The following is a 24,185-nucleotide window of genomic DNA, read 5'->3' as shown; positions in this document are numbered from 1 at the left end:
TCATACCGTCAGGTTGAAGTTCGGGTCGGTACCGTACAGCGCCAACGAAGCCAACAGGACGACGACGACGATGGCGATCAGGGACGCACGCATCGACCGGCCCACCGCCTCACCGACGCCGACCGGGCCGCCGCTGGCGTAGTAGCCGTAGTAGCAGTGGTTGAGCATGACGATGACCGAGATGACGATCGCCTGCACGAACGACCATGCGACGTCGTCGGGCCGCAGGAACGTGCGGAAGTAGTGCTCGTAGGTGCCGGTGGACTGGCCGTAGAACAGCGTCGTGGTCACCTGTGCGGACAGGAACGACATGATGATCGCCATCGCGTAGAGAGGGATGATCACCACGAACCCTGCAAGGATCCGGGTCGACACCAGGTAGGAGATGGACTTGATGCCCATCACCTCCAGCGCGTCGATCTCCTCGCTGATCCGCATGGCGCCCAACTCGGCGGTCGCGCCGGCGCCGACGGTGGCCGCCAGGGCCTGACCGGACACCACGGGTGCGGCGATGCGGACGTTGACCAGCGCGGCGAAGAACCCGGTGAACGCTTCGACGCCGATGTTGCCCAGCGAGGCGAACCCCTGGATCGCGATGAGCGACCCGCCGGAGAGGGTGACAAAGCCGACGATCGCGACGGTGCCGCCGATGACGGCCATCGCCCCGGTGCCCATGCCGATTTCGGCGATCAGTCGCAGCACCTCACGGCGGTAGTAGCGCAACGCATGCCCGATGGATCCGACGGCGGTGACGACGAACCAGGCGATGTGCCCAACCGAATCCAGCAGGCGGGCGGGGGCGCCGACCCAGCGTTCGGCGCGGGCATACCCGCGCGGGAAGCGCGAACGCAGGACGGTCGACGTGGCCATGTCAGCGTCCCGTCCCGAAACGAACCCCGATGGTGGTGAGCACGACGTTGACCGCGAACAGCGCGACGACGCAGAGCACCAGGGTCTCGTTGACGGCGGTGCCGACGCCCTTGGCGCCGCCGGCGACGGTCAGGCCGCGGTAGCATCCGACGAGCCCGGCGATCAGGCCGAAGGTCAGCGCCTTGAAGATCGAGATGAGGACTTCGGGAAGGCCGGTGACCAGCGTCAGCGTCGACACGTACGCGCCCGCGGAGACGTTCTGGATGTACACGCCGAAGATGAAGCCGCCGACCAGGCCGATGGTGATGACCGCGCCGTTCAGCAGGAACGCGACGAACGTGGACGCCAGCACACGGGGAACGACGAGCCGGTGGATCGGGTCGATGCCGAGCACCTCGAGCGCGTCGATCTCCTCCCGGATGGTGCGCGCGCCGAGGTCGGCGCAGATCGCCGTCGAGCCGGCGCCTGCGACGACCAGCACCGTGACGAGGGGCCCGAGTTGGGTGACGGCGCCGAGCGCGGCACCCGCGCCGGAGACGTCTGCGGCGCCGAACTCGGCAAGCAGGATGTTGAGCGTGAAGATGATCAGCACCGTCAGCGGCACGGCCACCGCGACGGTGGGCAGGAAGGCTACCCGCATGAGGAACCAGCACTGCAGGATGAACTCCCGCCACTGGAAGGGCGGCCGCAGCAGCGCCTTGCCGGTGAGCACGCACATGCGCACGAAGCCACCGATGGCCTCAAGGCCAGGCCGGACCTGGTCACGAACGTAGCCAGGCAGGCCAGACGAGGCCGTCACGCGTGCGCTCCCGCGGCGGGAGCACGATCGTCGCAGCGCACCGACTGCCCCTCTCGCACGCCTCCTCCTTGCCCCGACCCCGAACCTGTGACGGCCTTCTCCCTACTCATGGGTAAGTGAGATCACAGGACTGTACCCGATGGGAACACGTCCGCGGACCGCATCTGGCGGATTGAGCGCACAACCGTTAGCAAACGCCCGCGCGGCGCCGGACGTCGGTCGGCCCGGTAGAAAGTGTTGGCGCAGAGTAACTTTCGTCGGCGTCAATCCCGGCGCGATCCGCGGCCGCCACCGTGGCGGCGGCCGGCGGCCGGGTGACGGCGCTAGGAGCTGGCGGAGAGCTGCTCGGCGCGGGTCTTGAGGTTGTCGGCCAGATAGTCCAATGTGTCGCCGATCGCCTTCTTGACCATCGGCTTCGGAATGGGCAGCTTCGTCTCGATCTCGAGGTCCACCGTCAGCAGTGACGTCGCACCGATCGGGACCACCGAGAACTTCTGCTCCTGTTTATCCAGGTGATCGCCCTGCTGCAGGATGGTGTAGATCTGGTTGGGCCCCGGGTAGTACACCGCGGTGATGAACGTGCCCGACTGGCCCTGGATCTCGACGTCCAGGCGCAGCTGGCTTGGCCTGCCGTCGTCGTAGCGCGCCAGGATCCAGCAGCCCTTGATCTCCTTGTTCCACTGCGGGTACTGCTCGAAGTCGGCCACGATCGCCATGATCGCCTCCGCGGGTGCGGTGACCTCTACTGTCTTGCTCACTAGCGGCATGGGGCGAGCATATCCACATCGACCGGCGGACCCGGCTACCCGACCCGAGCCGACTCCAACAACGCACGAATCGACTCGGGCATGGCGACCGGCCGCCGGGTCTCACGGTCGATGTAGACGTGCACCCAGTGCCCGACCGCCGCGACCTGGCCCGGCGGATCCGAGAACAGCCCCAGCCGGTAGGTGACGCTGCTACGGCCCAACCGCGCCACGCCCAGCCCCACGACCAGCCGGTCGGGGAACTGCAGCTCGGCGAAGTAGCGGCAGCCCGACTCCGCCACCACGCCCAGCCACGGCGCGGCAAGCGGATCGTTGCCGGTGGTGGTATTGATCCACGCGTTGATCGCGGTGTCGAACAACTCGTAGTACACGGCATTGTTGAGGTGGCCGAACATGTCGTTGTCGGTCCACCGGGTCGGCACCGGCCAGTGCACGGGAAAGTCGGCGCCGGTTAGTTCCCGCTCGTCGGTAGCCATCGCTAGAACCAGTCCGGATTCATCTCCAGGGTGGTGCGGTCGAGGCTGGCCAGCAGTTCCAATTGCGGTGCGGTCTTGGGCAATTCGTAGCGGAAGAAGTATCTTGCCGCCTGACGTTTGCCGTCGTAGAAATCGCCGTCGCCACGCCCGACATCGCCATCCCCACAGACGGCGAACTGTTCCAGCCAGATCCACGCGACCACGATGTGCCCGAACGCCTCGAGATAGACCGCGCTGTTGGCCATCGCCGCCTCGATGTCGCCGGAGCCGAACAACGCGGCGGTGACCTCGACCAGCCGCAGCCATGCCCGGTCGAGCTGCCCGGCCAGTTCGGCGGCCTCGCCCCCGGCCTGCGACGCCGCGGTCACGGTCTTGCCCAGCTGCTCGCCCAACGCGACGAGGCTGGCGCCGTTGCGCTGAGTCACCTTGCGGCCCAACAGATCCAGGCTCTGGATTCCGTGGGTCCCCTCGTGGATGGGGTTGAGCCGGTTGTCGCGGTAGTGCTGTTCGACGTCGTACTCGCGGGTGTACCCGTAACCACCGTGCACCTGGATGGCGAGATTGTTGGCCTCCAGGCACCACTGGGACGGCCAGCTCTTGGCCACCGGGGTGAGGATGTCGACCAGCAGGGTCGCCGCGTCGCGCTCCGCATCGGAATCCGCGCAGCGGGCGACGTCGATCAGGGTGCCGCAGTACAGGGCCAGCGCCAACCCACCTTCGACATACGCCTTCTGCGCCAACAACATTCGCTTGACATCCGGGTGATCGACGATCGGCACCTGCGGCGTCGCCGGATCCCTGACGGTCAACGGACGGCCCTGCGGCCGCTCCTTGGCGTACTTCACCGATTTCAGAAAGCCGGTATAGCCCAGCGCCACGGCGCCCATTCCGACGCCCAACCGCGCCTCGTTCATCATGTGGAACATGTAGACGATGCCGCGATGCGCCTCGCCGACCAGATAGCCCACCGCGCCCGACTCGCCACCGGGCCGGTGGGTTCCGTCGCCGAAGTTGAGCACCGTGTTGGTGATCCCGCGCTGGCCCATCTTGTGATTGAGCCCGGCCAGTGCGACATCGTTGCGTTCCCCGATGACGCCGCCGGCACCCACGAGGTACTTCGGCACGATGAACAGCGATATGCCCTTGGTGCCGGGCGGACCGCCGGGGATCTTGGCCAGCACCAGGTTGACGATGTTGTCGGTGAGCTCGTGCTCGGCGCCCGAGATCCACATCTTCGATCCGAACAGGCGGTACGTGCCGTCGGTCCGGGGTTCGGCGCGGGTGGTGATGTCGGCCAGCGACGAGCCCGCCTGCGTCTCCGAGAGCGCCATCGTGCCGGTGAACCTGCCGGAGATCATCGGCGCAACGAACGTCTCGATGTGATCGTCGCTGCCGAACTCCGCCAGCAGATTGGCTGCGGCCATGGTCAGCATCAGGTATCCCGCGGTGCTGATGTTGGCCGCGGCCAGCCACGCGAACCCGGCCTGGGCGACGGTGACCGGCAGCTGCGCGCCGCCGTGCTCGGCGTCCATCGCCATGCCGAGCAGATCGGCCCTGGCGACGGCATCGAGCGCCTCACGGACCTCGGGGATCACCGTGACCGTCGAGCCGTCGAAGGTGGGCTCGTTGGCGTCGCTCTTCTTGTTGTGCGGGGCGAAGTAGCGGGTGGCGATCTGCTCGCAGAGATCCAGCACGGCGTCAAACGTTTCGCGTGAATGCTCGGCGAACCGGTCCCGCTTGGTGAGCTCGTCCACCCGCAGCCACTCGTACAGCAGGAAGTCGAGGTCGCGTCGGGACAGCAGGGTCGACTTCATCGCGGGTGTCCCTAGTTCGACGGGATGACGTCGATACCCAACGGCGAATCGGTCCGCACGGCCTCTTCGCGGATCAGACCGCGCAGCAGCGCGGTGCTGAACTCCACGGCGATTTCCCGCGCGGTGCGCCTGCCCTGCGGGCGCAGCCAGCGGTAGGAGCCCAGCGTCATCCCGATGTAGCCGAGGGCAAGGACATGGGAATCGCAGTCGTAGAACTCGCCGCTTGCGACGCCGCGGTCGATGACGTCGCGGACGTGCTCGTACACCGTGGCCTCGGACTTTCGGATGTAGGCAACCTGTTCCTCGGTGAACCATTCGGTGATGTACGGGCCCTCCTGGAAGTACACCGCCGCCCGTTCCACGTCGCTGGCGATGCCGACGAGCAGCCGCCGGGTGAAGTGGTAGATGGTCTCGCGGGCCGACGCCGAGGGATCGTCGTGCAGGGCGTCCACGGTGAAGTCCGCGGCACCCTTGTAGATGTCGTAGAGGATCAGCGACTTGCTGGCGTAGTAGTGGTAGACCGTCGCCTTGTTCAGGCCGACGGCATCGGCGATGTCGTCCATCCGGGTGCCGTGGTAGCCGCGGGCGGCGAACAGTTTGGTGGCGACCGCCAGTAGTTCTTCGCGGCGGGACATGCCGTTCTGGCCCGCCCCCGCGCCGCTCGCGCGAAGAGAATCGAATGACGCGTCGGTGGACATGGCGGCTCACTTCATCACGGGCCCGAGCGGGCGTCTATCAACTGGCTGGTCGACCAGTCTAGGCAATCGCCGCGGAGCGCCGCCGTCACCCGGCCGCCTCGGTCTAGACTGCGGGCAGACCACAGCTGGGAGGTGCTCGATGGATCCGAATCCGGACTACGACGCGAGCGACGAGATCGAGTTCTTCATGCAGTATCTCGCGTGGGGGCTGCGTGGGGTGTCCGGTCCCGGCATCGGCTACCCACCCCCGGCGTACCCGCCGGTCTGAAACCTGACCGCGACGCTTGGTGCGGCGCGCCGGGTCCGATTCCGACGCCAACCGACGGCGATGACCGGAGAGCTGCCACCGTCGTGTGAATCAGGCTGTGCGCGAACACTTCTTGCGGTCAGGTCACCAGTTCGTATTCCACGTCCAACAGCTCGTAGATCCTGACTGCGCGCCGGTCGCGGGTCAACAGCGTCGCTCCACGAGCTTTCGCCGTCGATCCGACCAGCGCGTCGTAGGTGGCACCCCCGGTGACGTTGTGCGCAGCGAGGTCATCGATCAAGTCACGATGCGGTCGTGCGTCCAGCGTGAGGTAGTCGGCGGAGGTGACATCGGTCAAGTAGGCGTGAACGACATCAGGCGCTACGCGATGCGGTGGCGGCAGGCGCGTCAGGACGGAGTAGGTTTCTACCACCGTGTGCGCTATCAGATGAACACCTCGGTTCAGAGCACGCACGGCCGATTCATGAGCTTCGTGCCAGGTCGCGAATCCGGCAACGAGAACGCTGGTGTCGGGCGCGATCACCGCCGTACGCGGTCCAGCGTCTCGCGAACGATGTCGTCGGTCAACGGAGGCAGCGCGCGGTCCGGCCGTGCAACGAGGACCGAACCTTCCCGAACCAGTTCGACTTCGGTCGGCGCAGGTTCGATCTCGATTCGTCCATCACGCTCCGTGATCTCCACCTGCGCGTTCCCGTGCAAGCCAAGGCGATCACGAATCCGCTTCGGGATCACCAAACGCCCCGCCGCGTCGATGGTGGTCCTCATGGCAGAAAATCTACCATTCCGCAGATCAGAGCCGTCGAGGTTGACGAGCCGCGCGCCACCGGTTCGAAACCGTATCCGTTCCCCTTGAAATCGACTTTCGCCTCATGCAGGTTGTTTGGGCCGCGGCCGTTTCGACGGCCGCACTTCATCGAGCGACGGTCGGCGACTCGCCAATGGTGGCTACCCCCTGGTGCTGGAGGAGCCGGGCCCCTCCGCCCAGCGGCCGGGTTCAGGCGGCTGCCGCCTTGACCGCCCGGCCCACCTCCGCGCGCACCTGCGCATACTCCGGCGAACGGCGCAGTTCCTCCGGCTCGACCCCGGTACGCGGTAGATCGATCGGCAGATCAAGCGCGATCCGGCCCGGCCGTCGGGTCAACACCAGGACCCGAGACCCCAGGAACGCCGCCTCGTCGGCGCTGTGGGTGACGAATACGGTGGTGCGCCCCGATTCCGCGCTGACCTGACGCACGTCCTCCTGGAGTCGTTCCCGGGTGAGCGCGTCGAGCGCCGCGAACGGTTCGTCGAGCAGGAACAGCGGTGTTTCGGCCGCCAGCGCCCGTGCGATCGCGACCCGCTGCTGCTGACCGCCGCTGATCTCCCAGATCTTGCGGCCCGCTGTGCCGTCCAGACCGACCCGGGTGAGCAGTTCGTCACGGCGCGCGGAGCGTTTGGCGCGCTCCACCTTCGCGTACTTCAGCGCCAGCTCGATGTTCCCGCCGACCGTGCGCCAGGGGAACAGCCGCGGCTGCTGGAACACCACACCGGCGGTCACCCCCGGTGTGGGTGTCGAGCCGGACACCCGCACCGACCCCTGGCTGGGTGACTCGAACCCGGCCAGCAGCCGCAGCAAGGTGGATTTGCCGCAACCCGAAGCCCCGACGAGCACCAGGAAGTCCCCGCGGTCGACGGTCAGGTCGACCGGTCCCAGCGCGGTGACGGCGTCGTCGCCACGGCCGTAGCGGTGCGACACGCCACTAACGCGGATAGCGTCGTCGGTCGCCGCGCGGATAGCGTCGTCGGTCGCCGCGCGGATAGCGTCGTCGGTAGCTGCGCGGATCGCGTCGTCACTGGCTGAGGACACCCGGCAGCCCCTTGACGTAGAGCGCGTCGGCGAAGGTCGACTGCGGGGCGGGCGCGGGAATCTGCTTCTGCTCGGCCAGGAACTGCGACGCGCTCTCGAGGTTGACGGCGAGATTGCCCGGTGCTCCCTCGGTGCCCAGCCACTCCGGCGATGCCACTTCCTCGGGTGTGAGGAATACGGCCTGCTTGAGCTGACCCTCCACTTCCTGCGGGTCCAGCGCGTTCTCGGCGGCGATCGCCTTGGCGGCCTCCTGCGGCTGGTCGTGGATGGTCCGCAGGGCGCGGGCCTGCTGCTGGCGCCACACGTCCACGACATCGGGATGCTGCTGGGCGAACTCGGTGGACACCACGGCAAGGTCGAGGGTCGGTTTACCCGCCGCGGCCAGCTCCTTGCTGCTGATGAGCTGCGTGCCGGACTTGCGCACCTCGTCGAGCGTGGGCAGCCAGGTGTAGACGGCGTCGACGTCGCCGCGGTCGAAGGCCGCCAGCGCCGCCTGCGGCTGCAGGTCCACCAGCTGAACGTCGCTGGGCGACAGGTTGTTCTGCGCGAGCGCGGCCAGCAGGCTGTAGTGCGCGGTAGAGGCGAACGGTGTGCCGACCCGCTTGCCCTTCAGGCCGGCGACCGTGGTGATGCCGCTGCCGTTGCGGGCGACCAGCGCCTCGTTCTCGCCTGCGACGTCGAGGATGAACGCAACCTGGTAGGGGATGTTCAGCGGCGCGGACAGCCCGCGTGCGACCGGGCTGGAGCCCAGCGCCCCGAAATCGACTTCCTTGGCGATGAACGCGGTGTTGACGTCGGCGCCCGAGTCGAATTTGGTCCATTTGATGTTGTAGTCGGGCAGCGCCTCCTCCAGCCATCCGTTGTTCTTCACGATCAGGTCGCCGCTGGGGAAGCTCTGGTAGGCGATGCGGATGGTCGGCTTTTCGGCGTCCTGCGCCGAGCGTTCGACCGAGCAGCCCGTCAGCGCGATCGAACCCGCCATGGCGGCCGCTGCGGCCCCTGCCAGAAGGCGCCTGAACGTCATATCTTTCCTCTCCATGGGACGGCGCGCCGCTCCAGCGCGCGTAGCAGGCCGTCGATGACCAGGCCGGAGATTCCGATGGCGAAAATGCCGACCAGGACAACCGGTGTGTTGTTGTAGTTGCTGGCGTCCTTGACCAGGCCGCCGATCCCGGGGATGCCGTTGAACAATTCCGCGGCGACGACCGACGAGTAGGCCATGCCGACGGCGAGCCGGATGCCGGTGAAGGTCTCCGGCAACGCGGACGGGACGACGACGTCGCGGATCACCTGGGCGCGGCTTGCGCCGAGTGCCCGCGCGGCCTCGGTGAGGCCGACCGGAGCGGCGACGACGGCGGCCGTGGTCGCAACCGCGGCGGGCGGCAACGCCGCCAGCGCAAGCAGCGTGACCTTCGGTGCTTCGTCGATGCCGAGCCAGATGACCAGCAGGAAGAAGTAGGCGAGGGGCGGAAGCGCCCGCAGGAACGTCAACCACGGTTCGAGCACACTGCGCACCCAGCTCACCGAACCCATGACCAGGCCGAGCAGGACACCGGCGCCGACACCGATCACCACACCCGCGAGCACACGCCGCAGGGTCATATAGAGGTGCTCCCACAACAGGTAACCCGCGTAGCCGCGGACGCCGTCGTGGGTGGTCGACACGTCGATGAAGGCCCGCCACACGGTGCTCGGATACGGCACGAACGTCTGGTTCCAGATACCGCTCGCGGCGGCGAGTTGCCAGCCTGCGAAGAAGACGCCCACCGACAGCAACGGCAACGCCGCCCTGGTGAGCCGGCCACCCCAGCTACCCGCACGCCGGGCGACGCGCTCGGGGTCGAGCCGGGCCTCCTCCGGGGCGATATCGACGAACACCGACACGTTGCTTGCAGACTTTCTGTGACCTGGGCGGGAATCGACGGCGTGTCCGCGGCAGCGCGCGCCGGTGGGTGACGACATCTCGGGTATTGGTACCGGCGCCGGACGCCGGACTCAACGGTCTGGATCATCACGAGCGAAACCCTGTCGTCGGGGAGGCGCGAAGTCTGGCAAACCGACTGCGCCGGTCATGCGGCGCTTCTACGCTGTGATCGTGCGTTCGGCGTGTCCGCTCATCGGCCGCTCCCAGGAGATGCGCCTGATCGCCGCTAGCCTCGCCGCCGACGATTCGACGGGCATCGTCGTGAGCGGCCCCACCGGGGTGGGCAAAACCCGCATCGCCAGCGAGGCGCTCGAAGCCGCCAGGCGGCAGGGCTACGAAACCCGTTGGGTGGTAGGCGCATCCTCGACACGATCGTTGCCCTTCGGCGCACTGGCAGACTGGCTGGACACCTCGGACGCGGGCACCTCCAACCTGGTGCGTGACGTGATAGCAGCGCTCACCACGGCCAGTCCGGGCGCGCCGGTGGCGGTGTTCGTCGACGACGCCCACCTGCTCGACGACCTGTCGGCGTTCGTCGTCCGCCAACTTCTCGTCCGCAGAGCGGCCAAGGTGGTGCTCACCGTCCGCAACCACGAATCGGGCGGCTCAGCGGCGCCGCTGTGGACAGATGCCCACTTCAGCCGGCTGGATCTGCAACCCCTGTCGCGGGAGGAGACCACACGGCTGGCCGGCTCGGCCCTCCACGGCGCCGTACACCCCGACGCCGCCGCGCGGCTGTGGGAGCTGACCCGGGGCAACCCGCTGTACCTGGAGACGGTCATCGACCGGGAGACCAGCGACGGGCGCCTGGTCCGGCGCGCCGGGCACGGGGCGTTGACCTCCGGACCGGTGCGCCCGAGCAATCTTGCCGACGCGGTGCAGTCGCGCCTGGCCGGCCTGCCGGAGGCGGTGGCCGAAGTCGTGGACGCGCTGGCCGTCGCCGAGCCTCTGGATGCGCGGCTGCTCTGCAGGCTCGCCAGCCCCGCCGCCGTGGACGGCGCCGACGCGCGCGGTCTGGTCACGTTGAGTCCGCGCCGGGACGGGGTGGATCTGCGACTGGCGCATCCGCTGCTCGGGGAGATCCGCCGCGAACAGGCGGGCGCCGTTCGGCTGCGGCGGATGCGTGCAGTGATCGCCACGGAGCTGGCAACCCGCGCCGACCGGGACGATCCGCTGATGCTCCTCCGGCGGGCGACGCTGCGGCTGGACACCGATCTCGAGCCCGATCCCGACGAACTGATCGCCGCCGCCCGCGCCGCGGTCCGGTTCGTCGATCTGCCGCTGGCCGACGTGTTGTCCGCGGCCGCGCTTGGTGCGGGTGCCGGTGCCGAGGCCCGGGTGCTGCGCGGCTATATCCTCTCGTGGCTCAGTCGGGGCAGCGAGGCCGAGGCCGTGTACGCCGACGCCCCCCTCGACGGGCTCAGCGATGTGCAGCGCGCCGCGATCGTCGGGCAGCGGGTGCTGACCCGGATGTTCACCGTGGCGGATCCGGCAGGCGCGAAGGAACTGATCGATGCCGCGGCGCCGGCCACATCCCCGAGCGGGCGCGCCGTCCTGGACGCCGTCCGCGCCGTCTACTGGGCGGTGATGGGGCAGCCCGCCACCGCCGCCGCGGCGGCGGCCGTCGACGATGCTTGGCGTCGGCTGCCGGACGGGGCTTCGGTGCGGATGACGGCGTGGGCGCTGTCGGTCGCTCACGGCGATGCCGGCCACACGACCAGGGCCGTCTCGGCCGCCGAGGCCGGCTATGTCGATACGCTGCCGGGGTTCGACGTCGACCACATCCGGTTCCTGGCGGCCGACGGGCACGTCGGTGCGCTGCTCCTGGCGGGCCGGGTCTTCGAGGCGCTCGACGCTGCCGAACGCCTCGGCAGGCGGGCGGCCGATGTACCGCCGGCCGGCAGGCTGCACAGCGCTGCGGTTGCGGGCCGCGCAGCGCTCGGCGCGGGACGGCTCGAAACCGCGTCGTCGTTGCTCGATCCAGTCGTCCGGATGCTGTCGGAGGCGGCCGACACCAACGGCTGGGAGTTCCACTGCCGCATCTTCCAGACCATGGCGCTTGCCATGCGAGGTCTCGGCGAAGACGCCACCACCGCATTCGCCGCACTCGAGGCGCACCGGCACCCCGCGTGGCGTTATCTGGACTACGCGCTCGAGTTGGCCCGCGCCTGGGTTCTGGCGTCCTGCGGGGCCGTCAGCGAGGCCATCGCGTCGGCCCGCGCTGCGGCCGGCATCGCCTGCGGCAACGGACAGTTCGCCGCGGAGGTGGTGTGTCTGCAGACCGCGGTCCAATTCGGGGACGGGTCGTGTGCACCCCGGCTGCATGAGTTGACGGCGCTGGTGGAGGGACCGCGGGCCGCCATCGCGGCGCGGTTCGCCGAGGCGTTGCACGACGGCGACGCCGACCGCTTGACCGCCGCCTCGGAGGATTTCAGCCGGATGGGCGACCTCGTCGCCGCCATGGACGCCTGCGCCCACGCGGCGCTGATGTACCGCAGGCACAATGCGCGCGGCTCGGCCCTGCAATGCTCGACGTGGGCGGAGGCGCTGGCCGAGAAGTGCGGCAGCGCAAGCACGCCCGCGTTGTGTGCCGCCGCGACGCGACTACCGCTGACCGCCCGCGAGCGCGAGATCGTGCGCCTGCTCTCTGCGGGGCTGTCCAGTCGCGAGGTGGCCAGAGCGCTGACGGTGTCGGTGCGCACCGTCGAGGGGCATATCTATCGCGCCATGGCCAAGACGGGCTCGGCCAGCCGGCAGGAACTCGTGGAGTTGCTGGCCGTGCACGGCCGCAGGTAGGGGCGCAGACCGCCGGCCGAGCGGGAGCCCTCGCTACCCGTTCGACGCGATATGCACGGGTTCGAAGACGAACACGATGCGCACGCCGGTTCGCCGGTAATAGGTGTTCATCGTGGGCCACATATCGGTCAGCCTTGGTAGGCAGCGGGCGACCTCGTCGTCGGTGGCCAGTCGTGCTCGATAGTCGGCAGCGACACCCGCGATCTCGATCCGTGCGTGCGGGTCGACGAGCAGGTTCTTGGGCCAGTTGGCCGGCGTCTTACGACCGACGTTCGAGGAAACCGCGACCACCTTCTCGCCTTCCCGGATATAGGCGACCGGAATCGTCCGCCGCTTACCGGTTTTCCTGCCGGTGGTGGTGAGCAACATGGTGCTGAACTCTGGACCGGTCATCGACAGTCGGCCTCGGCTTGCCTTGATCACGGCCCGATCTATCGGCGTGACGACATGCACCGCGAGCAGGCCGAACCAAGGGTAGTGGCCGACTCGCCGCAGTACCCGGGCATGAAGCTTCCACAGCTGGTCCCAGATGTAAGCGAACACCCGGGCTCCGTGCGATAGCACTGTCATCGCGTCGACCTACCCGGCGCCACACGCATGTCCCCGCTCGGGGCGCAGCGGGTCTCCGGGGACGTCTCGGGGAACGTCTCGGGGAACACTGCGGCAGCCTATGTCTCCGAGAACATTTCGGCAGCGTATGCGGAGCGCTCGGCTCGGCATGGTCACGAGCCCCGCAAAACCGATACAGTCGGGGGCTGACCCAGCGAGGAGCCGCCACCATGCCCGTCGACCGCATGCTCCCCTCCCGGGAGGCGGCCGACCTGATCGCGCTGACCCGCGAGATCGCCGACAAACTGCTGGATCCGATCGTCGACGCACACGAGAAGGCCGAGACCTATCCCGAGGGCGTCTTCGCCCAGCTCGGCGCGGCGGGGCTGCTCAGCCTGCCGCAGCCCGAGGAGTGGGGCGGCGGCGGACAGCCCTACGAGGTGTACCTGCAGGTGCTCGAGGAGATCGCCGCGCGGTGGGCCGCGGTGGCCGTCGCCGTCAGCGTGCACAGCCTCTCCACGCATCCGCTGCTGGTGTACGGCACCGACGAGCAGCGGCGACGCTGGCTGCCCGGAATGCTCTCCGGTGACCAGATCGGCGCCTACAGCCTCTCCGAGCCGCAGGCGGGTTCGGATGCTGCCGCGTTGCGCTGCGCTGCCACGAAAACCGTTGGCGGATACGTCATCAACGGCGCCAAGTCGTGGATCACCCACGGTGGCCTCGCCGACTTCTACACCGTGTTCGTCCGCACCGGGGAGCGCGCGGTGTCCTGCTTCCTGGTTCCCGGTGATCTGCCCGGGCTGAGCTTCGGAAAACCCGAGGAGAAGATGGGCCTGCACGCGATCCCGACGACCTCGGCGTTCTACGACGACGCCCGCATCGACGAGGACCGCCTCATCGGCGCGGAAGGCCAGGGGCTGCAGATCGCCTTCTCGGCACTGGATTCCGGCCGGCTGGGAATCGCCGCCGTCGCGGTCGGGCTGGCCCAGGCCGCGCTCGGCGAGGCAACCGCCTACGCCAACCAGCGAACGACGTTCGGCCGCAAGATCATCGATCATCAGGGGCTCGGGTTCCTGATGGCGGATATGGCCGCAGCGGTGCACAGCGCGCGGGCGACCTACCTGGACGCCGCGCGCCGCCGTGACGCGGGCCGGCCATACTCGGCACAGGCCAGCGTGGCCAAGCTGGTGGCCACCGACGCGGCGATGAAGGTGACCACCGACGCCGTGCAGGTGTTCGGCGGCGTCGGCTACACCCGCGACTACCGGGTGGAGCGCTACATGCGGGAAGCCAAGATCACCCAGATCTTCGAGGGCACCAACCAGATTCAGCGGCTGGTCATCGCCCGCAGCCTGACGGCGACATAGCCAACCGGACGGCGCTCATCCGCCCGGGGGCGAGGTCACCGTCACCTCGGTGCCGTCGCCCGGGACCGAGCGGACCGATACCGAGCCGCCCATGGCGTCCAACCGCACCGTCAGCGATGCCAGTCCGATGTGGCCGTCGGCGACGCTGCCGTCCAATGCGGCCGGATCGAATCCGGCGCCGTCGTCGGCCACCACGATCACGATCCGGTCCGCGGAGCGCCGCAATGCGATCCGCACCCTGCCGGCGCGGGCGTGCTTGTGCGCGTTGGCCAACAGCTCGGCGACGGCCCGGTACAGCACGGCCTGCGCCGGGGGCCGTCCCACCTCATCCAGGTCCGCCTCGATTGTGAACCGGTGTTCGTACTGTCGCACCAGCTGACGCGTCGCGGCGGTGAGCCCGAGTTCGGCGAGGACGTGGGGGTGCAGCGCGGTGACCGCGGTACGCAGCTGCGTGGTGGTGTCCCGCAACGCGGAGTCGATCCGGTCCAGCTCGGGATCCGGGCGCCGCTCCCGCATGTCGTCGAGTTCCAACCGCGCGGCGAGGAGGTTCTGCAGCGGTCCGTCGTGCAACTGTTCGGCCAGCACGCTGCTGTGACGCTCCTCTGCGCTCATCGACTCGGCAACCAGCTGGCGGCGCACGTCGAGCAGGCTCCGCACCCGCGCGGCCCGCCGGCCCAGCACCAGACACAACGCCGTGGTCGCCGCGGCCAGCCACACGAACAGCCCGAAGTCCACGTACACGCCCGCGGGAAAGCCCAAATTGTCGTCACGTTTGGAATACACGACCCAGACCACGAGATAGCCTGCCGCCGCGGTCAATCCGAGCGCACCGGTCACCAGTGGGCGGCCCTCGAACGCGACGGAGATCGGCAGCAGGAACAGCACCGGCAGCAGATTGCGCGCGTCGGGACCCGCCGCGATGCACAGCACCAGCACCGCGACGATGTCGATCAGGGTGGCCACCGCGGTGGCCCACGCCGGCGCCCGGCCCCGGATCGCGACCGCCACCCACACCACCGCCGAGACGGCGTAGGCGCCGAGCACCCCCCAGTACGCCTCCGGGAACCACGGCGCGATGTCGGCGATCGAGACCAGGGCGACGATGAGCGCCAGGAGCGGCAACCGCAACCACGCCGACACCCGCAACGGTTCGTCGGCGAAGTACTCCACCAGCCGGTCGACGGTGTGCCGCACACCTAGTCCAGGAGTTTGCGCCGCATCGCCTCGGCCACGGCCGCGGCGCGGTCGCTGACGCCGAGTTTCTCGTAGAGCCGCTGCACATGCGTCTTTACCGTCGACGGGGCCAGGTAGAGCTCCTGTGCGATCGACGGAATCGAGCGCCCGCGCGCGATCAGGTCGAGCACCTGCCGCTCACGCGGGCTCAGCGCCGGCGCCGACGGCTCACCCCTCCGCCTGATCTCCCCCGCCAGCCCGGCGGCCAGGCTGGGCGGCAGCACGTCCTTCCCGCGTGCGCATTCCAGGACCGCCGCGACGATCTCGGATTTCGACGATTCCTTGGGCAGGAACCCCGCCGCCCCCTCATGCAGCGCGTGATAGACGATCTCGGCGTCGTCGAACGCCGAGACCAGCAGGACCCGGGTCGGCAACTCGTCGCGGCGCACCGCCGCGGCGACCTGCGCGCCGTCCATGCCCGGCATCCGGTAGTCGAGCACCGCGACGTCGGGCCGATGCTCCTTGATCAGGGTGAGCGCGTCGGCCCCGTTCTCGGCTTCGGCCACCACTTCCACTGTGCCGCTTGATACCAGCGCCCGCACCACGCCGTCGCGGAACATCGGATGGTCGTCGCCGACGAGCACCCGCACCCTGTCCGCGGTGGAACGCATGGATGCAGCTTGGCACATCGGCCGGGCGCACCGCCCCCGATCGGGGGATACGCGATTCCACCTGCGGATGGGCCGGTCACCGGACAGACCTGGCCGCGCTGAAGCGGGACAGTTGTGTCATCGCCGGAACAACCCGGCGCAGAACGCCGAAAACACCACTGATACAGGAGAATTCATCATGAGTACACGCATCAAGCTGGCCGTCGCGAGTCTGGCGGGCTGCGCACTGACCGCGGCCGCGCTCGGGCTGGCAGGCCCAACGAGTGCCGCCCCCACCGGCCCGTCGGCCGTGGAACAGACGGTCGGCCAACTGAAATCGCAGGGATACAACGTCGTGCTGCACAGGACCGGCAACAAGCCGCTGGACCAGTGCACGATCGGCGCCGTCCGGCCGGGCCAGACCCGCACCCGCACCGATCACGGCGTCCCCCGCAACACGGAGTCGGGCAAGGCGCTGACGACGACCATCACCGGACAGACGGTGCACGTCGACGCGCAGTGCTGAGGCCGCTGTCGTCCGATCGGACGACACGGGATTCATCCGCCTCGACCTCCCTTCGCCCGACATACGGCGCGCGCTGGGCGCGGGAGAGTTGACGCATCGCCGGAATCCACCGGCAACGAAGTTCAAAGCAACACTCACACAGGAGGATTCACTGAAATGAAGACCAACGTCGTGCGCCGGATCGCGCTGCCCATCGTGTCGGCCGGCCTCATCGGCGGGGCCGCGGTGGGGCTGGCCGGAGCGGCCAACGCCGCCGCAGTCGTCACCCCGGCACCGTCGCCGGCCATCGTGGCCGTGCCGCAGACGTCCGCACAGCCCGCGACGGACGCCACCCCCGGCTGGTGGTGGCACCGTCACCATCCGTCGCTGCTCGACCCGACCGCCGCCGCCAACTTCACGCCTCCGGGCATGTGAGGGCGGCCCCGGTACCGGGCTCTCCCCCGAGGCCCTCCCCGACTACACGCGGGGAGGGCCTCTTCCGTTCGCTCAGCCGTGCGCCGCGGCCCAGTCGTAGGGGGCTCTGGTCATGCCGTCGGCCATGTCACCACAGATCCCGGCCATGTCACCACAGTGGAATATCCTGTCCGTGTTCGGATTCGGGACGCGGTGCGAAGTAACGCCGCTCCGATTCGTCGATCTTCACGTCGTTGATGCTGGCCTCCCGCCGCGCCATCAACCCCTGGGGATTGAACTCCCACAGCTCGTTTCCGTAGCTGCGGTACCACTGCCCTGCCGCGTCGTGGCATTCGTATTGGAATCGCACGGCGATCCGGTTCTCGGTGAAGTCCCACAGACTCTTGCGCAGCACGTAGTCGAGTTCCCGCTCCCACTTCTGAGTGAGGAACGCGACGATCTGCTCGCGCCCCACCACGTGCAGATCGCGATTTCGCCATTCGGAGTCGACGGTGTAGGCCAGGCTGACGCGGTGCGGATCGCGGGTGTTCCACGCGTCCTCGGCAGCCTGAACTTTCTTCATCGCTGTTTCGCGGGTGAACGGCGGGAAGGGCGGGCGGCTCTCGGGTTCGGTCATGAGACGTTTGTACTACCGCAAAGACGGCCACGCGGGCGCCCGCGACGGCAGTCATATCGTGGACCGCGACGGCTGTCATATCGTGGCCAGCATGGACTTCGCGATGTCGGCAAAGGCGCAGGACTTCCACAAGCGGCTCAGTGCGTTCATGACCGAGTTCGTTTTCCCCGCCGAGGAGCGCTACCACCGCCACCGGGTGGAAGCAGGTCCCGACGATCACGGTGTGCCGCCGGTCATCGAGGAGCTCAAGGCCGCCGCCAGGGAGCGCGGGCTGTGGAATCTCTTTCTGCCCGACATCTCCGGCCTGACGAATCTGGAGTACGCGCCGCTGGCAGAACTGTCCGGCTGGAGCCCCGAACTCGCACCGGAAGCCCTCAACTGCGCGGCGCCGGACACCGGCAACATAGAGACGCTGCACCTGTTCGGATCCGAGGCGCAGCGCACGAAATGGCTGCAACCGCTGCTTGCCGGTGAGATCCGCAGCGCCTTCTCGATGACCGAGCCCGCCGTCGCCTCCAGCGACGCCCGCAACATCGAGACCCGGATCACCCGCGACGGCGACGACCTCGTCATCAACGGGCACAAGTGGTGGACCAGCGGTGCCGCCGATCCGCGCTGCAAGATCCTGATCGTGATGGGCCGCACCGATCCGGACGCGGCCACTCACCGCCAGCAATCGATGGTGCTGGTGCCCATGGATACGCCCGGGGTCACCATCATCCGTTCGACGCCGGTGTTCGGCTGGCAGGATCAGCACGGACATTGCGAGATCGTCTACGACAACGTGCGAGTGCCCATCGAGAATCTGCTCGGCGAGCAGGGAGCCGGCTTCGCGATCGCACAGGCCCGGCTCGGCCCCGGCCGGATCCACCACTGCATGCGTGCCCTCGGCGCGGCCGAGCGGGCACTGGCGCTGATGGTCGACCGTGTGCAGAAGCGGGTCGCCTTCGGCAGGCCGCTCGCCGATCAGGGTGTGGTGAGGGAGGCGATCGCCAAATCACGCAACGAGATCGACCAGGCCCGGCTGCTGTGTGAGAAGGCCGCGTGGACCATCGACCAGTTCGGGAACAGGGAGGCCCACGTGCTGGTCAGCCAGATCAAGGCGGTCGCGCCCAGGGTCGCCTGCGAGGTCATCGACCGGGCCATCCAGGTGCACGGAGCGGCCGGCGTCAGCGACGACTTCCCGTTGGCCCGGCTCTACAGCTGGCACCGCGCGATGCGGTTGTTCGACGGGCCCGACGAGGTCCACATGCGCACCATCGCCCGCGCGGAACTGGACCGCGAGAAGTCGGCATTCGCTGCGGCGGTGACGAAGGCGGCCGGGTAGTGGGCGTGCACGAGAACCAGGACGCGGATGTGGACGCTGACGACCTGTCCGGTGCGTGGAACTTCCGCGACGTCGCCGAGAGCGCCGGTGTGCGGCCGGGCCGGTTCTTCCGGTCCAGCGAACTCACCGGACTTGACGACGGCGGGCGCGCACTGATCCGCCGGCTGGGCATCACCGATGTCGCCGACCTTCGGTCGCCCCGTGAGGTGGAGCGCCGCGGACCCGGCCTGGTTCCCGACGGCGTCGCCGTACATCTGCTGCCGTTCCCCGACGTCGCCGCCGTCGACGGCGAGGCGCCCCACGAGGCGACGTTTCAACGGGTGATGAGCGAGAAACCCGACGACGAGGACGTGGCGGACGCCGCCAAACGCTTCATGCTGCAGGAGTACCTGCACTTCCCGACCCTCGGCGGCGCGCGGCGGGCGGTGCGCGAGGTGACCACGCTGCTCACCGACGGTCGGCCGGTGATCACCCATTGCTTCGCGGGTAAGGACCGCACCGGCTTCACCGTCGCGGTGGTGCTGGAGGCGCTCGGCGTCGAGCGCGATGCGATCATGACGGACTTCCTGCGCAGCAACGTCGCGGTGGCGCAGCTGCGTGCGCGCATCCTCGATTCGGTGCGCAGCCGCGCGGGCGAGACACCGGAGGTGCTGACGTTCGCCGAGGCGCGGCTCACCGACGAGGTGCTCGGTGTCCGCGAGGAGTATCTGGACGCCGCCCGGCGCTCGATCGACGACAACTACGGCTCGCTGGACGCCTACCTGCGGGCGTCGGGCGTGACCGCCGACGACCTCACCCGGCTGCGGGCCGCCCTCCTCACCTGAGCGATTTCGGCGCGCAAACGTGCGCTACGCGACGATAAGCGCGCCGAAATCACGTCAGGACAGGACGACGCCGACCACCCAGGCGACCGTGGCCAGCAGCGCGCCGGTGAGCTCCACCCCGACGGAGAGGGCGACTCCCTTGAGGGCGTGCACGGTCGACGTCCACGCCAGCCGATGGCTGCGCCGGTTGGCCAGCTCGGCGAGGTAAACCCCCACCACGAAGCCGATCAGCAGGCCGATCACCGGCACCACGAAGAACCCGACGATGCCGAGCACCGCGCCCGCCACCAGGCTCCAGCGGCCGACGTCGGCCTGCCTCATCCGCCGCACCGGCCAGGTGTACTTGACGACGGTGCTGACACCGATCAGCGCGGTGACCACCCCCAGCGTCACCCAGGCGACGGGTGTGCCCACAACGACCGCCCACACCGCGATCGCGCCGTATACCAGCAGGGCGCCGGGCAGGATCGGCACGATGATGCCGGTCAGCCCGATGGCGATGGCCAGGCCGACCAGTAAGACCCCGCCGATGCTCACGGACCGACCTTACGGCGCAGTGCGCCGATCGGGCATGAGCCGCGGCGGGGTCTCGCTGCGGTCAGCGCAGCTGGAAGGTCGCGAATTCGGCGGTGCCGAGGTCGTCGATCTTGGCCCAATTGTCGGCGATGTCTTCGACGGTCGGCGGGGTGGCGAACTGCACGCCCTCGTTCTGGAACAGGGCGACCCGCTGGACCCGGCCACCGCCGGCGATGAACACCGACGCCGTATCCGGCACCTCTTCGGTGCACAGGAAGGCCACCACCGGCGCGACGAACTCGGGGTTCAGCCTCTGCAGCGTCTCGGCGGGCAGAATGTCCTCGGTCATGCGGGTCGCGGCCAGCGGGGCGATCGCGTTGGCCTTGATGTTGTACTTCGCGCCCTCCTGGGCCAGCGTGTTGATCAGCCCGACGAGACCCAGCTTGGCGGCGCCGTAGTTGGCCTGGCCGAAGTTGCCGAACAGGCCGCTGGTCGAGGTGGCGACCACCACCCGGCCGTAGCCCTGCTCGCGGAAGTGCGGCCATGCGGCGCGGACGACGTTGTAGCCGCCGTAGAGGTGCACCTTCAGAACGGCGTCGAAGGCGTCGGCCGTCATCTTGTGGAAGGTACCGTCCCGCAGGATGCCCGCGTTGCTGACGATGCCGTGGATGGCGCCGAACTCGTCGAGCGCGGTCTGGATGATGCCCGCGGCGCCGTCGCTCTCCGCCACGCTGTCGTAGTTGGCCACCGCGCGGCCGCCGGCCTCCTTGATCTCAGCGACCACCTTGTCGGCCATCGCCGACCCGCCGCCGCTGCCGTCACGCGCGCCACCGAGATCGTTGACGACCACGCTGGCACCCTCCCGGGCCAGCGTCAGGGCGTACTGACGGCCCAAGCCGCCGCCCGCCCCGGTGACAACGACGACACGATCCTGCACTCCTGGCATCTGTTTCCTCTCCTCATTGGCGGACCGGGCTGTCCAGTCCGCCGTGTTGTTGCCTTCTGGCCGCTAGAAAAGCTTGCGGGCCAGCTTCCACGCCTTGTCTGTGTACGGCGGGTAGACCATGCGCGACACATCGGGTCGCGTGGGTTTGGTGAGCACCGTCTTGCGGTGACTGAACTCTTCGAAGCCCCACTTACCGTGGTAGGCGCCCATTCCCGAGGCGCCGACGCCACCAAAGGGCAGCTTGGCCGTCAGCACCTGGAATCCTATGTGGTTGACCACCATGCCGCCCGCGGACACCTCGCGGATCACCCGGTCCCTGGTGGCCTTGGCCCTGGTGAACAGGTAGGCGGACAGCGGTTTGGGCCGCGAGTTCACGAAAGTGATTGCGTCGTCCAGGGATTGGACCGTCCGGACGGGAAGGATTGGGCCGAAGATCTCGTTCTGCATCATCGGCTCGCCGGGGTCGGGGTCGACGACGACGGTCGGCTCGATCCGCAGCGTCGCCGGATCGGATCCGCCGCCCACCACGACGCGTCCCTCGGTGGCGGACAGGTAGGCGGCCAGCCGATCGAACTGGCGCTGGTTGACGATGCGCTTGCCGTCCGTGGCCCCGAATTCCCGTATGGCATCGGCGATCCCGTCGACCAGCTGGTCGCGGATGGCGGCGTCGGCCAGCACGTAGTCCGGAGCGACGCAGGTCTGACCGGCGTTGATCAGTTTGACCCAGGCGATCCGCTTGGCCGCGACGTCGATATCGGCGTCCGCCGCCACGATGACGGGGCTCTTGCCGCCCAGCTCGAGGGTGACCGGGGTCAGATGCGTCGCCGCACCCTCATAGACCTTGCGGCCGATCTCCGTGCTCCCCGTGAACATCACCCGGTCGAGGCCCTGCGCGATGAGCTCCTGGCTGACCGCACCGTCGCCTTCCACCACCGCGATGGCGTCGGCGTCGAGATAGCGCGGAACCAGGTCGGCCATCAGTCGCGAGGAGGACGGCGCGATCTCGGACGGTTTCAGTACCACCGTGTTGCCTGCGGCGATCGCGCCGACGGCCGGGCCGAGGGTCAGATAGAACGGGTAGTTCCAGGCCCCGATGACCAGGACCGTGCCGTACGGCTCATACTCCACCCAGCCGAGGCCGGGGAGCTGGGCCATCTCGAGCAGCCGGTATCGGCGCCGCATCCACTTGCCGACGTTCTTGGCGGCGTACCGGGCCTCACCCACGGTAGGCGCGCAGTCCACCAGCCACGCCTCGAAAGGGCTTCGGCCGAGGTCTTCGTGCAGCGCGTCGATGAATGCGGGCTCGTTCTCGGCCAGCAGCGCTTCCAGCGCGCTGAGCTGCCGCTTTCGCCACTCCAATGCACGGGTCCGCCCGCTGGCGAAGGTGCGCCGCAGACGAGCGACCGTGCCGGCGACGTCGGGGGCCGAAATCGTGCGCACGGCAGGGTCAACTGCGTCGGTGGTCATGATGATGTCCCTCCTGACGGCAGTGTCTCCGGCATCCTAACCAACCGGTTGGGCCGCCGCGCACCACCGAATGACCGACCTGGGGATATGTGTCCGATTTGGTCGGTAGAGCCGCCTCACGGCCTCGGAATCTGACCTCTGACCTTCCGCCTGGACCGCTGACCGCCGGATCGGTACCTCAAGGCGCTGCGCGGCCAACCAGCCGGTTTGCGGCATCATCGCCCCGCCGAACGAGCGGCCAGGTCGAACAGAGCCCCGATCGCGGGCGGCATCCACTCTTCGTTTGCCAGACAAGGTTGCCAGACAAGAGTGACATCGCACCGGTGGAGCGGGCGATCGAGTCCCTCGCCGGCGCGATCCGACGCCTGCCCGTCCCGCACTCGCCCCGGGCGCCATCTCCGGCCACCCCGCAATGAAACTGGCCTGGAGACCGCGTGATTCGTCGAACCGTCGGGGCCACGCCGCCCTGCCCCGCGCACTAGATTTCCAGTCAGCGATCGTCGTCCTCACCGGTCCTGCCCGCCGGACGGGCCGCGGCCGCCCGCATGCGCCGCCCGTTAGCTGAGTACACGACCTCAGCCAATTCAGGTAGTGCGGTACTCATGTCGCGACGCCGGATCGGCGGCACGATTCGAATCGCACCCTCAGGCGGGATGCGCGGGCCGGGGTGACCACACACATCGAGGGAGTGAGCACATGGCGAAAAAGGCAGTCCTCATCGGCATCAACCGCTACCGCATCCCCGGTGCGGACCTGCGCGGGTGCGTGCCGGACGTGAAGAACATGTCCGACCTGCTGCAGCGGCTGTACGGCTTCGACGCGGCCGACATCCAGATGATCACCGACTTCGACGCCACCAAGAAGGCGATGCAGGATGCGATCACCGGGCTGATCCAGAGCGGCAACCGTGGCGATGTGCTGCTGCTGCACTACTCCGGGCACGGCTCCAACGTCCCCGACGACAACGGCGACGAAGCCGATAACCGCGACGAGATCCTCTGCCCAACGGACCTGGACTGGTATGACCCGTTGCGCGACGACTGGTTGCGCAACGTCTTCGACGGTCTACGGGACGGCGTCAACCTCACGATGATCTCGGACTCCTGCCATTCCGGCACCGTCACCCGCGCCCTCGAGCCGCCTGACGCACCGATCATCGAGCGCTACCTCCCGAGCCCGTGGGATCTGGCCGCCGTCGAATCCGGGCGAAGCCTGGCGGGAGCAACCAGGGGGACCCTGCACAAAGCGCCCGAGGAGGAACGCGCAAAGCGCGACATCGTTCCGGTCGACGACATGCCGGAAGTCCTGATCTCGGGCTGCCGCGCCGACCAGACCTCGGCCGACGCCGCCATCAACGGCGGATACGCGGGCGCGCTCACGTACAACCTCGTCGAGGCGATCGGCGAGGCGACCAAACAGTTGTCCTACCGCGAACTGCACGACGCGACCTGCGCGAAGCTGAAGCGCGGGCGCTACGACCAGATCCCCCAGCTGGAAGGTAACAAGGCACGGCTCGACCAGCCGTTCCTGGCCCCGCTCGATTAATCCAGCC

General features: G+C 68.5%; 26 protein-coding genes. 8 read left to right on the top strand and 18 right to left on the bottom strand.

The annotated features are described in order from the left end of the window. The 6 genes from ADBZ6K_RS18170 to ADBZ6K_RS18145 all read right to left on the bottom strand — a co-directional run bounded on the left by ADBZ6K_RS18170 (window position 1) and on the right by ADBZ6K_RS18145 (window position 5,424). Window positions 1-870 (bottom strand): MlaE family ABC transporter permease, encoded by an 870-nt coding sequence (locus tag ADBZ6K_RS18170; protein ID WP_526349186.1) that lies wholly within the window; start codon window positions 868-870, stop codon window positions 1-3. A 1-nt stretch (window position 871) separates the two neighbouring features. Then, a complete protein-coding gene (locus ADBZ6K_RS18165) occupies window positions 872-1,669 on the bottom strand; it encodes an MlaE family ABC transporter permease (protein WP_526349184.1) in 798 nt (265 codons plus the stop codon). A 323-nt stretch (window positions 1,670-1,992) separates the two neighbouring features. Next, the gene (locus tag ADBZ6K_RS18160; RefSeq protein WP_526349182.1) at window positions 1,993-2,436 is read right to left on the bottom strand and encodes an SRPBCC family protein; all 444 of its coding nucleotides are present in this window, start codon (window positions 2,434-2,436) and stop codon (window positions 1,993-1,995) included. Between the two features lie 35 nt (window positions 2,437-2,471). Next, window positions 2,472-2,912, bottom strand: coding sequence for an acyl-CoA thioesterase (locus tag ADBZ6K_RS18155; RefSeq protein WP_526349180.1), 441 nt, complete (start codon window positions 2,910-2,912; stop codon window positions 2,472-2,474). 2 nt (window positions 2,913-2,914) lie between these two features. Then, a complete protein-coding gene (locus ADBZ6K_RS18150; RefSeq protein ID WP_526349178.1) occupies window positions 2,915-4,726 on the bottom strand; it encodes an acyl-CoA dehydrogenase C-terminal domain-containing protein in 1,812 nt (603 codons plus the stop codon). 11 nt (window positions 4,727-4,737) lie between these two features. After that, window positions 4,738-5,424: a TetR/AcrR family transcriptional regulator gene (locus ADBZ6K_RS18145; RefSeq protein ID WP_526349176.1), complete on the bottom strand. Its 687-nt coding sequence runs from the start codon at window positions 5,422-5,424 to the stop codon at window positions 4,738-4,740. A 139-nt stretch (window positions 5,425-5,563) separates the two neighbouring features. Here ADBZ6K_RS18145 and ADBZ6K_RS18140 point away from each other — a divergent pair, with 139 nt between their 5' ends. Next, window positions 5,564-5,692 (top strand): hypothetical protein, encoded by a 129-nt coding sequence (locus ADBZ6K_RS18140; RefSeq protein WP_526349174.1) that lies wholly within the window; start codon window positions 5,564-5,566, stop codon window positions 5,690-5,692. Window positions 5,693-5,810: 118 nt separating this feature from the next. Here ADBZ6K_RS18140 and ADBZ6K_RS18135 read toward each other — a convergent pair whose 3' ends face one another. The 5 genes from ADBZ6K_RS18135 to ADBZ6K_RS18115 form a co-directional block, all read right to left on the bottom strand. Next, window positions 5,811-6,215 (bottom strand): type II toxin-antitoxin system VapC family toxin, encoded by a 405-nt coding sequence (locus ADBZ6K_RS18135; protein WP_526349172.1) that lies wholly within the window; start codon window positions 6,213-6,215, stop codon window positions 5,811-5,813. Next, complete coding sequence (locus ADBZ6K_RS18130) at window positions 6,212-6,457, bottom strand: AbrB/MazE/SpoVT family DNA-binding domain-containing protein (protein WP_526349170.1); 246 nt, start codon at window positions 6,455-6,457, stop codon at window positions 6,212-6,214. The genes ADBZ6K_RS18135 and ADBZ6K_RS18130 overlap by 4 nt, the downstream gene beginning before the upstream one ends. Before the next feature lie 229 nt (window positions 6,458-6,686). After that, complete coding sequence (locus ADBZ6K_RS18125) at window positions 6,687-7,490, bottom strand: ABC transporter ATP-binding protein (RefSeq protein WP_526349276.1); 804 nt, start codon at window positions 7,488-7,490, stop codon at window positions 6,687-6,689. A 31-nt stretch (window positions 7,491-7,521) separates the two neighbouring features. Beyond that, entirely contained in the window at window positions 7,522-8,562 is a 1,041-nt protein-coding gene (locus ADBZ6K_RS18120) for a taurine ABC transporter substrate-binding protein (RefSeq protein ID WP_526349168.1), read from the bottom strand. Further along, window positions 8,559-9,422 carry an ABC transporter permease gene (locus tag ADBZ6K_RS18115; RefSeq protein WP_526349166.1) on the bottom strand — a complete coding sequence of 288 codons (864 nt, stop codon included), beginning with the start codon at window positions 9,420-9,422 and terminating at the stop codon, window positions 8,559-8,561. Before ADBZ6K_RS18115 ends, ADBZ6K_RS18120 begins: the two co-directional genes overlap by 4 nt. Before the next feature lie 211 nt (window positions 9,423-9,633). Between ADBZ6K_RS18115 and ADBZ6K_RS18110 the strand changes: the two genes are divergently transcribed. After that, a complete protein-coding gene (locus ADBZ6K_RS18110) occupies window positions 9,634-12,258 on the top strand; it encodes a helix-turn-helix transcriptional regulator (RefSeq protein ID WP_526349164.1) in 2,625 nt (874 codons plus the stop codon). 33 nt (window positions 12,259-12,291) lie between these two features. Here the strand turns inward: ADBZ6K_RS18110 and ADBZ6K_RS18105 are convergent, their stop codons facing one another. Next, window positions 12,292-12,828 (bottom strand): nitroreductase/quinone reductase family protein, encoded by a 537-nt coding sequence (locus ADBZ6K_RS18105; protein ID WP_526349162.1) that lies wholly within the window; start codon window positions 12,826-12,828, stop codon window positions 12,292-12,294. A gap of 209 nt (window positions 12,829-13,037) precedes the next feature. On the opposite strand from ADBZ6K_RS18105, the gene ADBZ6K_RS18100 reads away from it, so the two are divergent. Continuing rightward, complete coding sequence (locus tag ADBZ6K_RS18100; RefSeq protein WP_526349160.1) at window positions 13,038-14,174, top strand: acyl-CoA dehydrogenase family protein; 1,137 nt, start codon at window positions 13,038-13,040, stop codon at window positions 14,172-14,174. A gap of 15 nt (window positions 14,175-14,189) precedes the next feature. On the opposite strand, the gene ADBZ6K_RS18095 is transcribed toward ADBZ6K_RS18100, so the two are convergent. After that, window positions 14,190-15,368: a sensor histidine kinase gene (locus ADBZ6K_RS18095; protein ID WP_526349158.1), complete on the bottom strand. Its 1,179-nt coding sequence runs from the start codon at window positions 15,366-15,368 to the stop codon at window positions 14,190-14,192. Between the two features lie 2 nt (window positions 15,369-15,370). After that, entirely contained in the window at window positions 15,371-16,018 is a 648-nt protein-coding gene (locus tag ADBZ6K_RS18090; protein ID WP_526349156.1) for a response regulator transcription factor, read from the bottom strand. A 178-nt stretch (window positions 16,019-16,196) separates the two neighbouring features. On the opposite strand from ADBZ6K_RS18090, the gene ADBZ6K_RS18085 reads away from it, so the two are divergent. Together ADBZ6K_RS18085 and ADBZ6K_RS18080 are read left to right on the top strand one after the other, a co-directional pair. Next, window positions 16,197-16,523 (top strand): hypothetical protein, encoded by a 327-nt coding sequence (locus ADBZ6K_RS18085; protein ID WP_526349154.1) that lies wholly within the window; start codon window positions 16,197-16,199, stop codon window positions 16,521-16,523. A gap of 156 nt (window positions 16,524-16,679) precedes the next feature. Continuing rightward, complete coding sequence (locus ADBZ6K_RS18080) at window positions 16,680-16,937, top strand: hypothetical protein (protein WP_526349152.1); 258 nt, start codon at window positions 16,680-16,682, stop codon at window positions 16,935-16,937. A 148-nt stretch (window positions 16,938-17,085) separates the two neighbouring features. On the opposite strand, the gene ADBZ6K_RS18075 is transcribed toward ADBZ6K_RS18080, so the two are convergent. Beyond that, window positions 17,086-17,553: a nuclear transport factor 2 family protein gene (locus tag ADBZ6K_RS18075; protein ID WP_526349150.1), complete on the bottom strand. Its 468-nt coding sequence runs from the start codon at window positions 17,551-17,553 to the stop codon at window positions 17,086-17,088. 103 nt (window positions 17,554-17,656) lie between these two features. Here ADBZ6K_RS18075 and ADBZ6K_RS18070 point away from each other — a divergent pair, with 103 nt between their 5' ends. After that, window positions 17,657-18,880 (top strand): acyl-CoA dehydrogenase family protein, encoded by a 1,224-nt coding sequence (locus ADBZ6K_RS18070; RefSeq protein ID WP_526349274.1) that lies wholly within the window; start codon window positions 17,657-17,659, stop codon window positions 18,878-18,880. Continuing rightward, window positions 18,880-19,704, top strand: coding sequence for a tyrosine-protein phosphatase (locus ADBZ6K_RS18065; protein ID WP_526349148.1), 825 nt, complete (start codon window positions 18,880-18,882; stop codon window positions 19,702-19,704). Before ADBZ6K_RS18070 ends, ADBZ6K_RS18065 begins: the two co-directional genes overlap by 1 nt. A gap of 54 nt (window positions 19,705-19,758) precedes the next feature. On the opposite strand, the gene ADBZ6K_RS18060 is transcribed toward ADBZ6K_RS18065, so the two are convergent. The 3 genes from ADBZ6K_RS18060 to ADBZ6K_RS18050 all read right to left on the bottom strand — a co-directional run bounded on the left by ADBZ6K_RS18060 (window position 19,759) and on the right by ADBZ6K_RS18050 (window position 22,636). After that, a complete protein-coding gene (locus tag ADBZ6K_RS18060; RefSeq protein ID WP_526349146.1) occupies window positions 19,759-20,241 on the bottom strand; it encodes a DUF456 family protein in 483 nt (160 codons plus the stop codon). 61 nt (window positions 20,242-20,302) lie between these two features. Continuing rightward, the gene (locus tag ADBZ6K_RS18055; RefSeq protein ID WP_526349144.1) at window positions 20,303-21,166 is read right to left on the bottom strand and encodes an SDR family NAD(P)-dependent oxidoreductase; all 864 of its coding nucleotides are present in this window, start codon (window positions 21,164-21,166) and stop codon (window positions 20,303-20,305) included. A 63-nt stretch (window positions 21,167-21,229) separates the two neighbouring features. Further along, window positions 21,230-22,636 (bottom strand): aldehyde dehydrogenase family protein, encoded by a 1,407-nt coding sequence (locus tag ADBZ6K_RS18050; RefSeq protein ID WP_526349272.1) that lies wholly within the window; start codon window positions 22,634-22,636, stop codon window positions 21,230-21,232. Window positions 22,637-23,329: 693 nt separating this feature from the next. On the opposite strand from ADBZ6K_RS18050, the gene ADBZ6K_RS18045 reads away from it, so the two are divergent. Next, window positions 23,330-24,178 (top strand): caspase family protein, encoded by an 849-nt coding sequence (locus tag ADBZ6K_RS18045; protein ID WP_526349142.1) that lies wholly within the window; start codon window positions 23,330-23,332, stop codon window positions 24,176-24,178. Window positions 24,179-24,185: the final 7 nt, after the last annotated feature.

This window comes from Mycobacterium sp. (genome assembly GCF_044223235.1).
GTDB lineage: Bacteria > Actinomycetota > Actinomycetes > Mycobacteriales > Mycobacteriaceae > Mycobacterium.
This window is presented reverse-complemented; position numbering and strand designations above follow the sequence as displayed.

Coding starts and splice junctions, on each gene's coding strand:
- ADBZ6K_RS18105 (WP_526349162.1), bottom strand. CDS start 12,828: ATGACAGTGCTATCGCACGGAGCCCGGGTGTTCGCTTACATCTGGGAC.
- ADBZ6K_RS18155 (WP_526349180.1), bottom strand. CDS start 2,912: ATGGCTACCGACGAGCGGGAACTAACCGGCGCCGACTTTCCCGTGCAC.
- ADBZ6K_RS18085 (WP_526349154.1), top strand. CDS start 16,197: ATGAGTACACGCATCAAGCTGGCCGTCGCGAGTCTGGCGGGCTGCGCA.
- ADBZ6K_RS18100 (WP_526349160.1), top strand. CDS start 13,038: ATGCCCGTCGACCGCATGCTCCCCTCCCGGGAGGCGGCCGACCTGATC.
- ADBZ6K_RS18090 (WP_526349156.1), bottom strand. CDS start 16,018: ATGCGTTCCACCGCGGACAGGGTGCGGGTGCTCGTCGGCGACGACCAT.
- ADBZ6K_RS18080 (WP_526349152.1), top strand. CDS start 16,680: ATGAAGACCAACGTCGTGCGCCGGATCGCGCTGCCCATCGTGTCGGCC.
- ADBZ6K_RS18055 (WP_526349144.1), bottom strand. CDS start 21,166: ATGCCAGGAGTGCAGGATCGTGTCGTCGTTGTCACCGGGGCGGGCGGC.
- ADBZ6K_RS18070 (WP_526349274.1), top strand. CDS start 17,657: ATGTCGGCAAAGGCGCAGGACTTCCACAAGCGGCTCAGTGCGTTCATG.
- ADBZ6K_RS18130 (WP_526349170.1), bottom strand. CDS start 6,457: ATGAGGACCACCATCGACGCGGCGGGGCGTTTGGTGATCCCGAAGCGG.
- ADBZ6K_RS18160 (WP_526349182.1), bottom strand. CDS start 2,436: ATGCCGCTAGTGAGCAAGACAGTAGAGGTCACCGCACCCGCGGAGGCG.
- ADBZ6K_RS18120 (WP_526349168.1), bottom strand. CDS start 8,562: ATGACGTTCAGGCGCCTTCTGGCAGGGGCCGCAGCGGCCGCCATGGCG.
- ADBZ6K_RS18140 (WP_526349174.1), top strand. CDS start 5,564: ATGGATCCGAATCCGGACTACGACGCGAGCGACGAGATCGAGTTCTTC.
- ADBZ6K_RS18150 (WP_526349178.1), bottom strand. CDS start 4,726: ATGAAGTCGACCCTGCTGTCCCGACGCGACCTCGACTTCCTGCTGTAC.
- ADBZ6K_RS18145 (WP_526349176.1), bottom strand. CDS start 5,424: ATGTCCACCGACGCGTCATTCGATTCTCTTCGCGCGAGCGGCGCGGGG.
- ADBZ6K_RS18045 (WP_526349142.1), top strand. CDS start 23,330: ATGGCGAAAAAGGCAGTCCTCATCGGCATCAACCGCTACCGCATCCCC.
- ADBZ6K_RS18170 (WP_526349186.1), bottom strand. CDS start 870: ATGGCCACGTCGACCGTCCTGCGTTCGCGCTTCCCGCGCGGGTATGCC.
- ADBZ6K_RS18075 (WP_526349150.1), bottom strand. CDS start 17,553: ATGACCGAACCCGAGAGCCGCCCGCCCTTCCCGCCGTTCACCCGCGAA.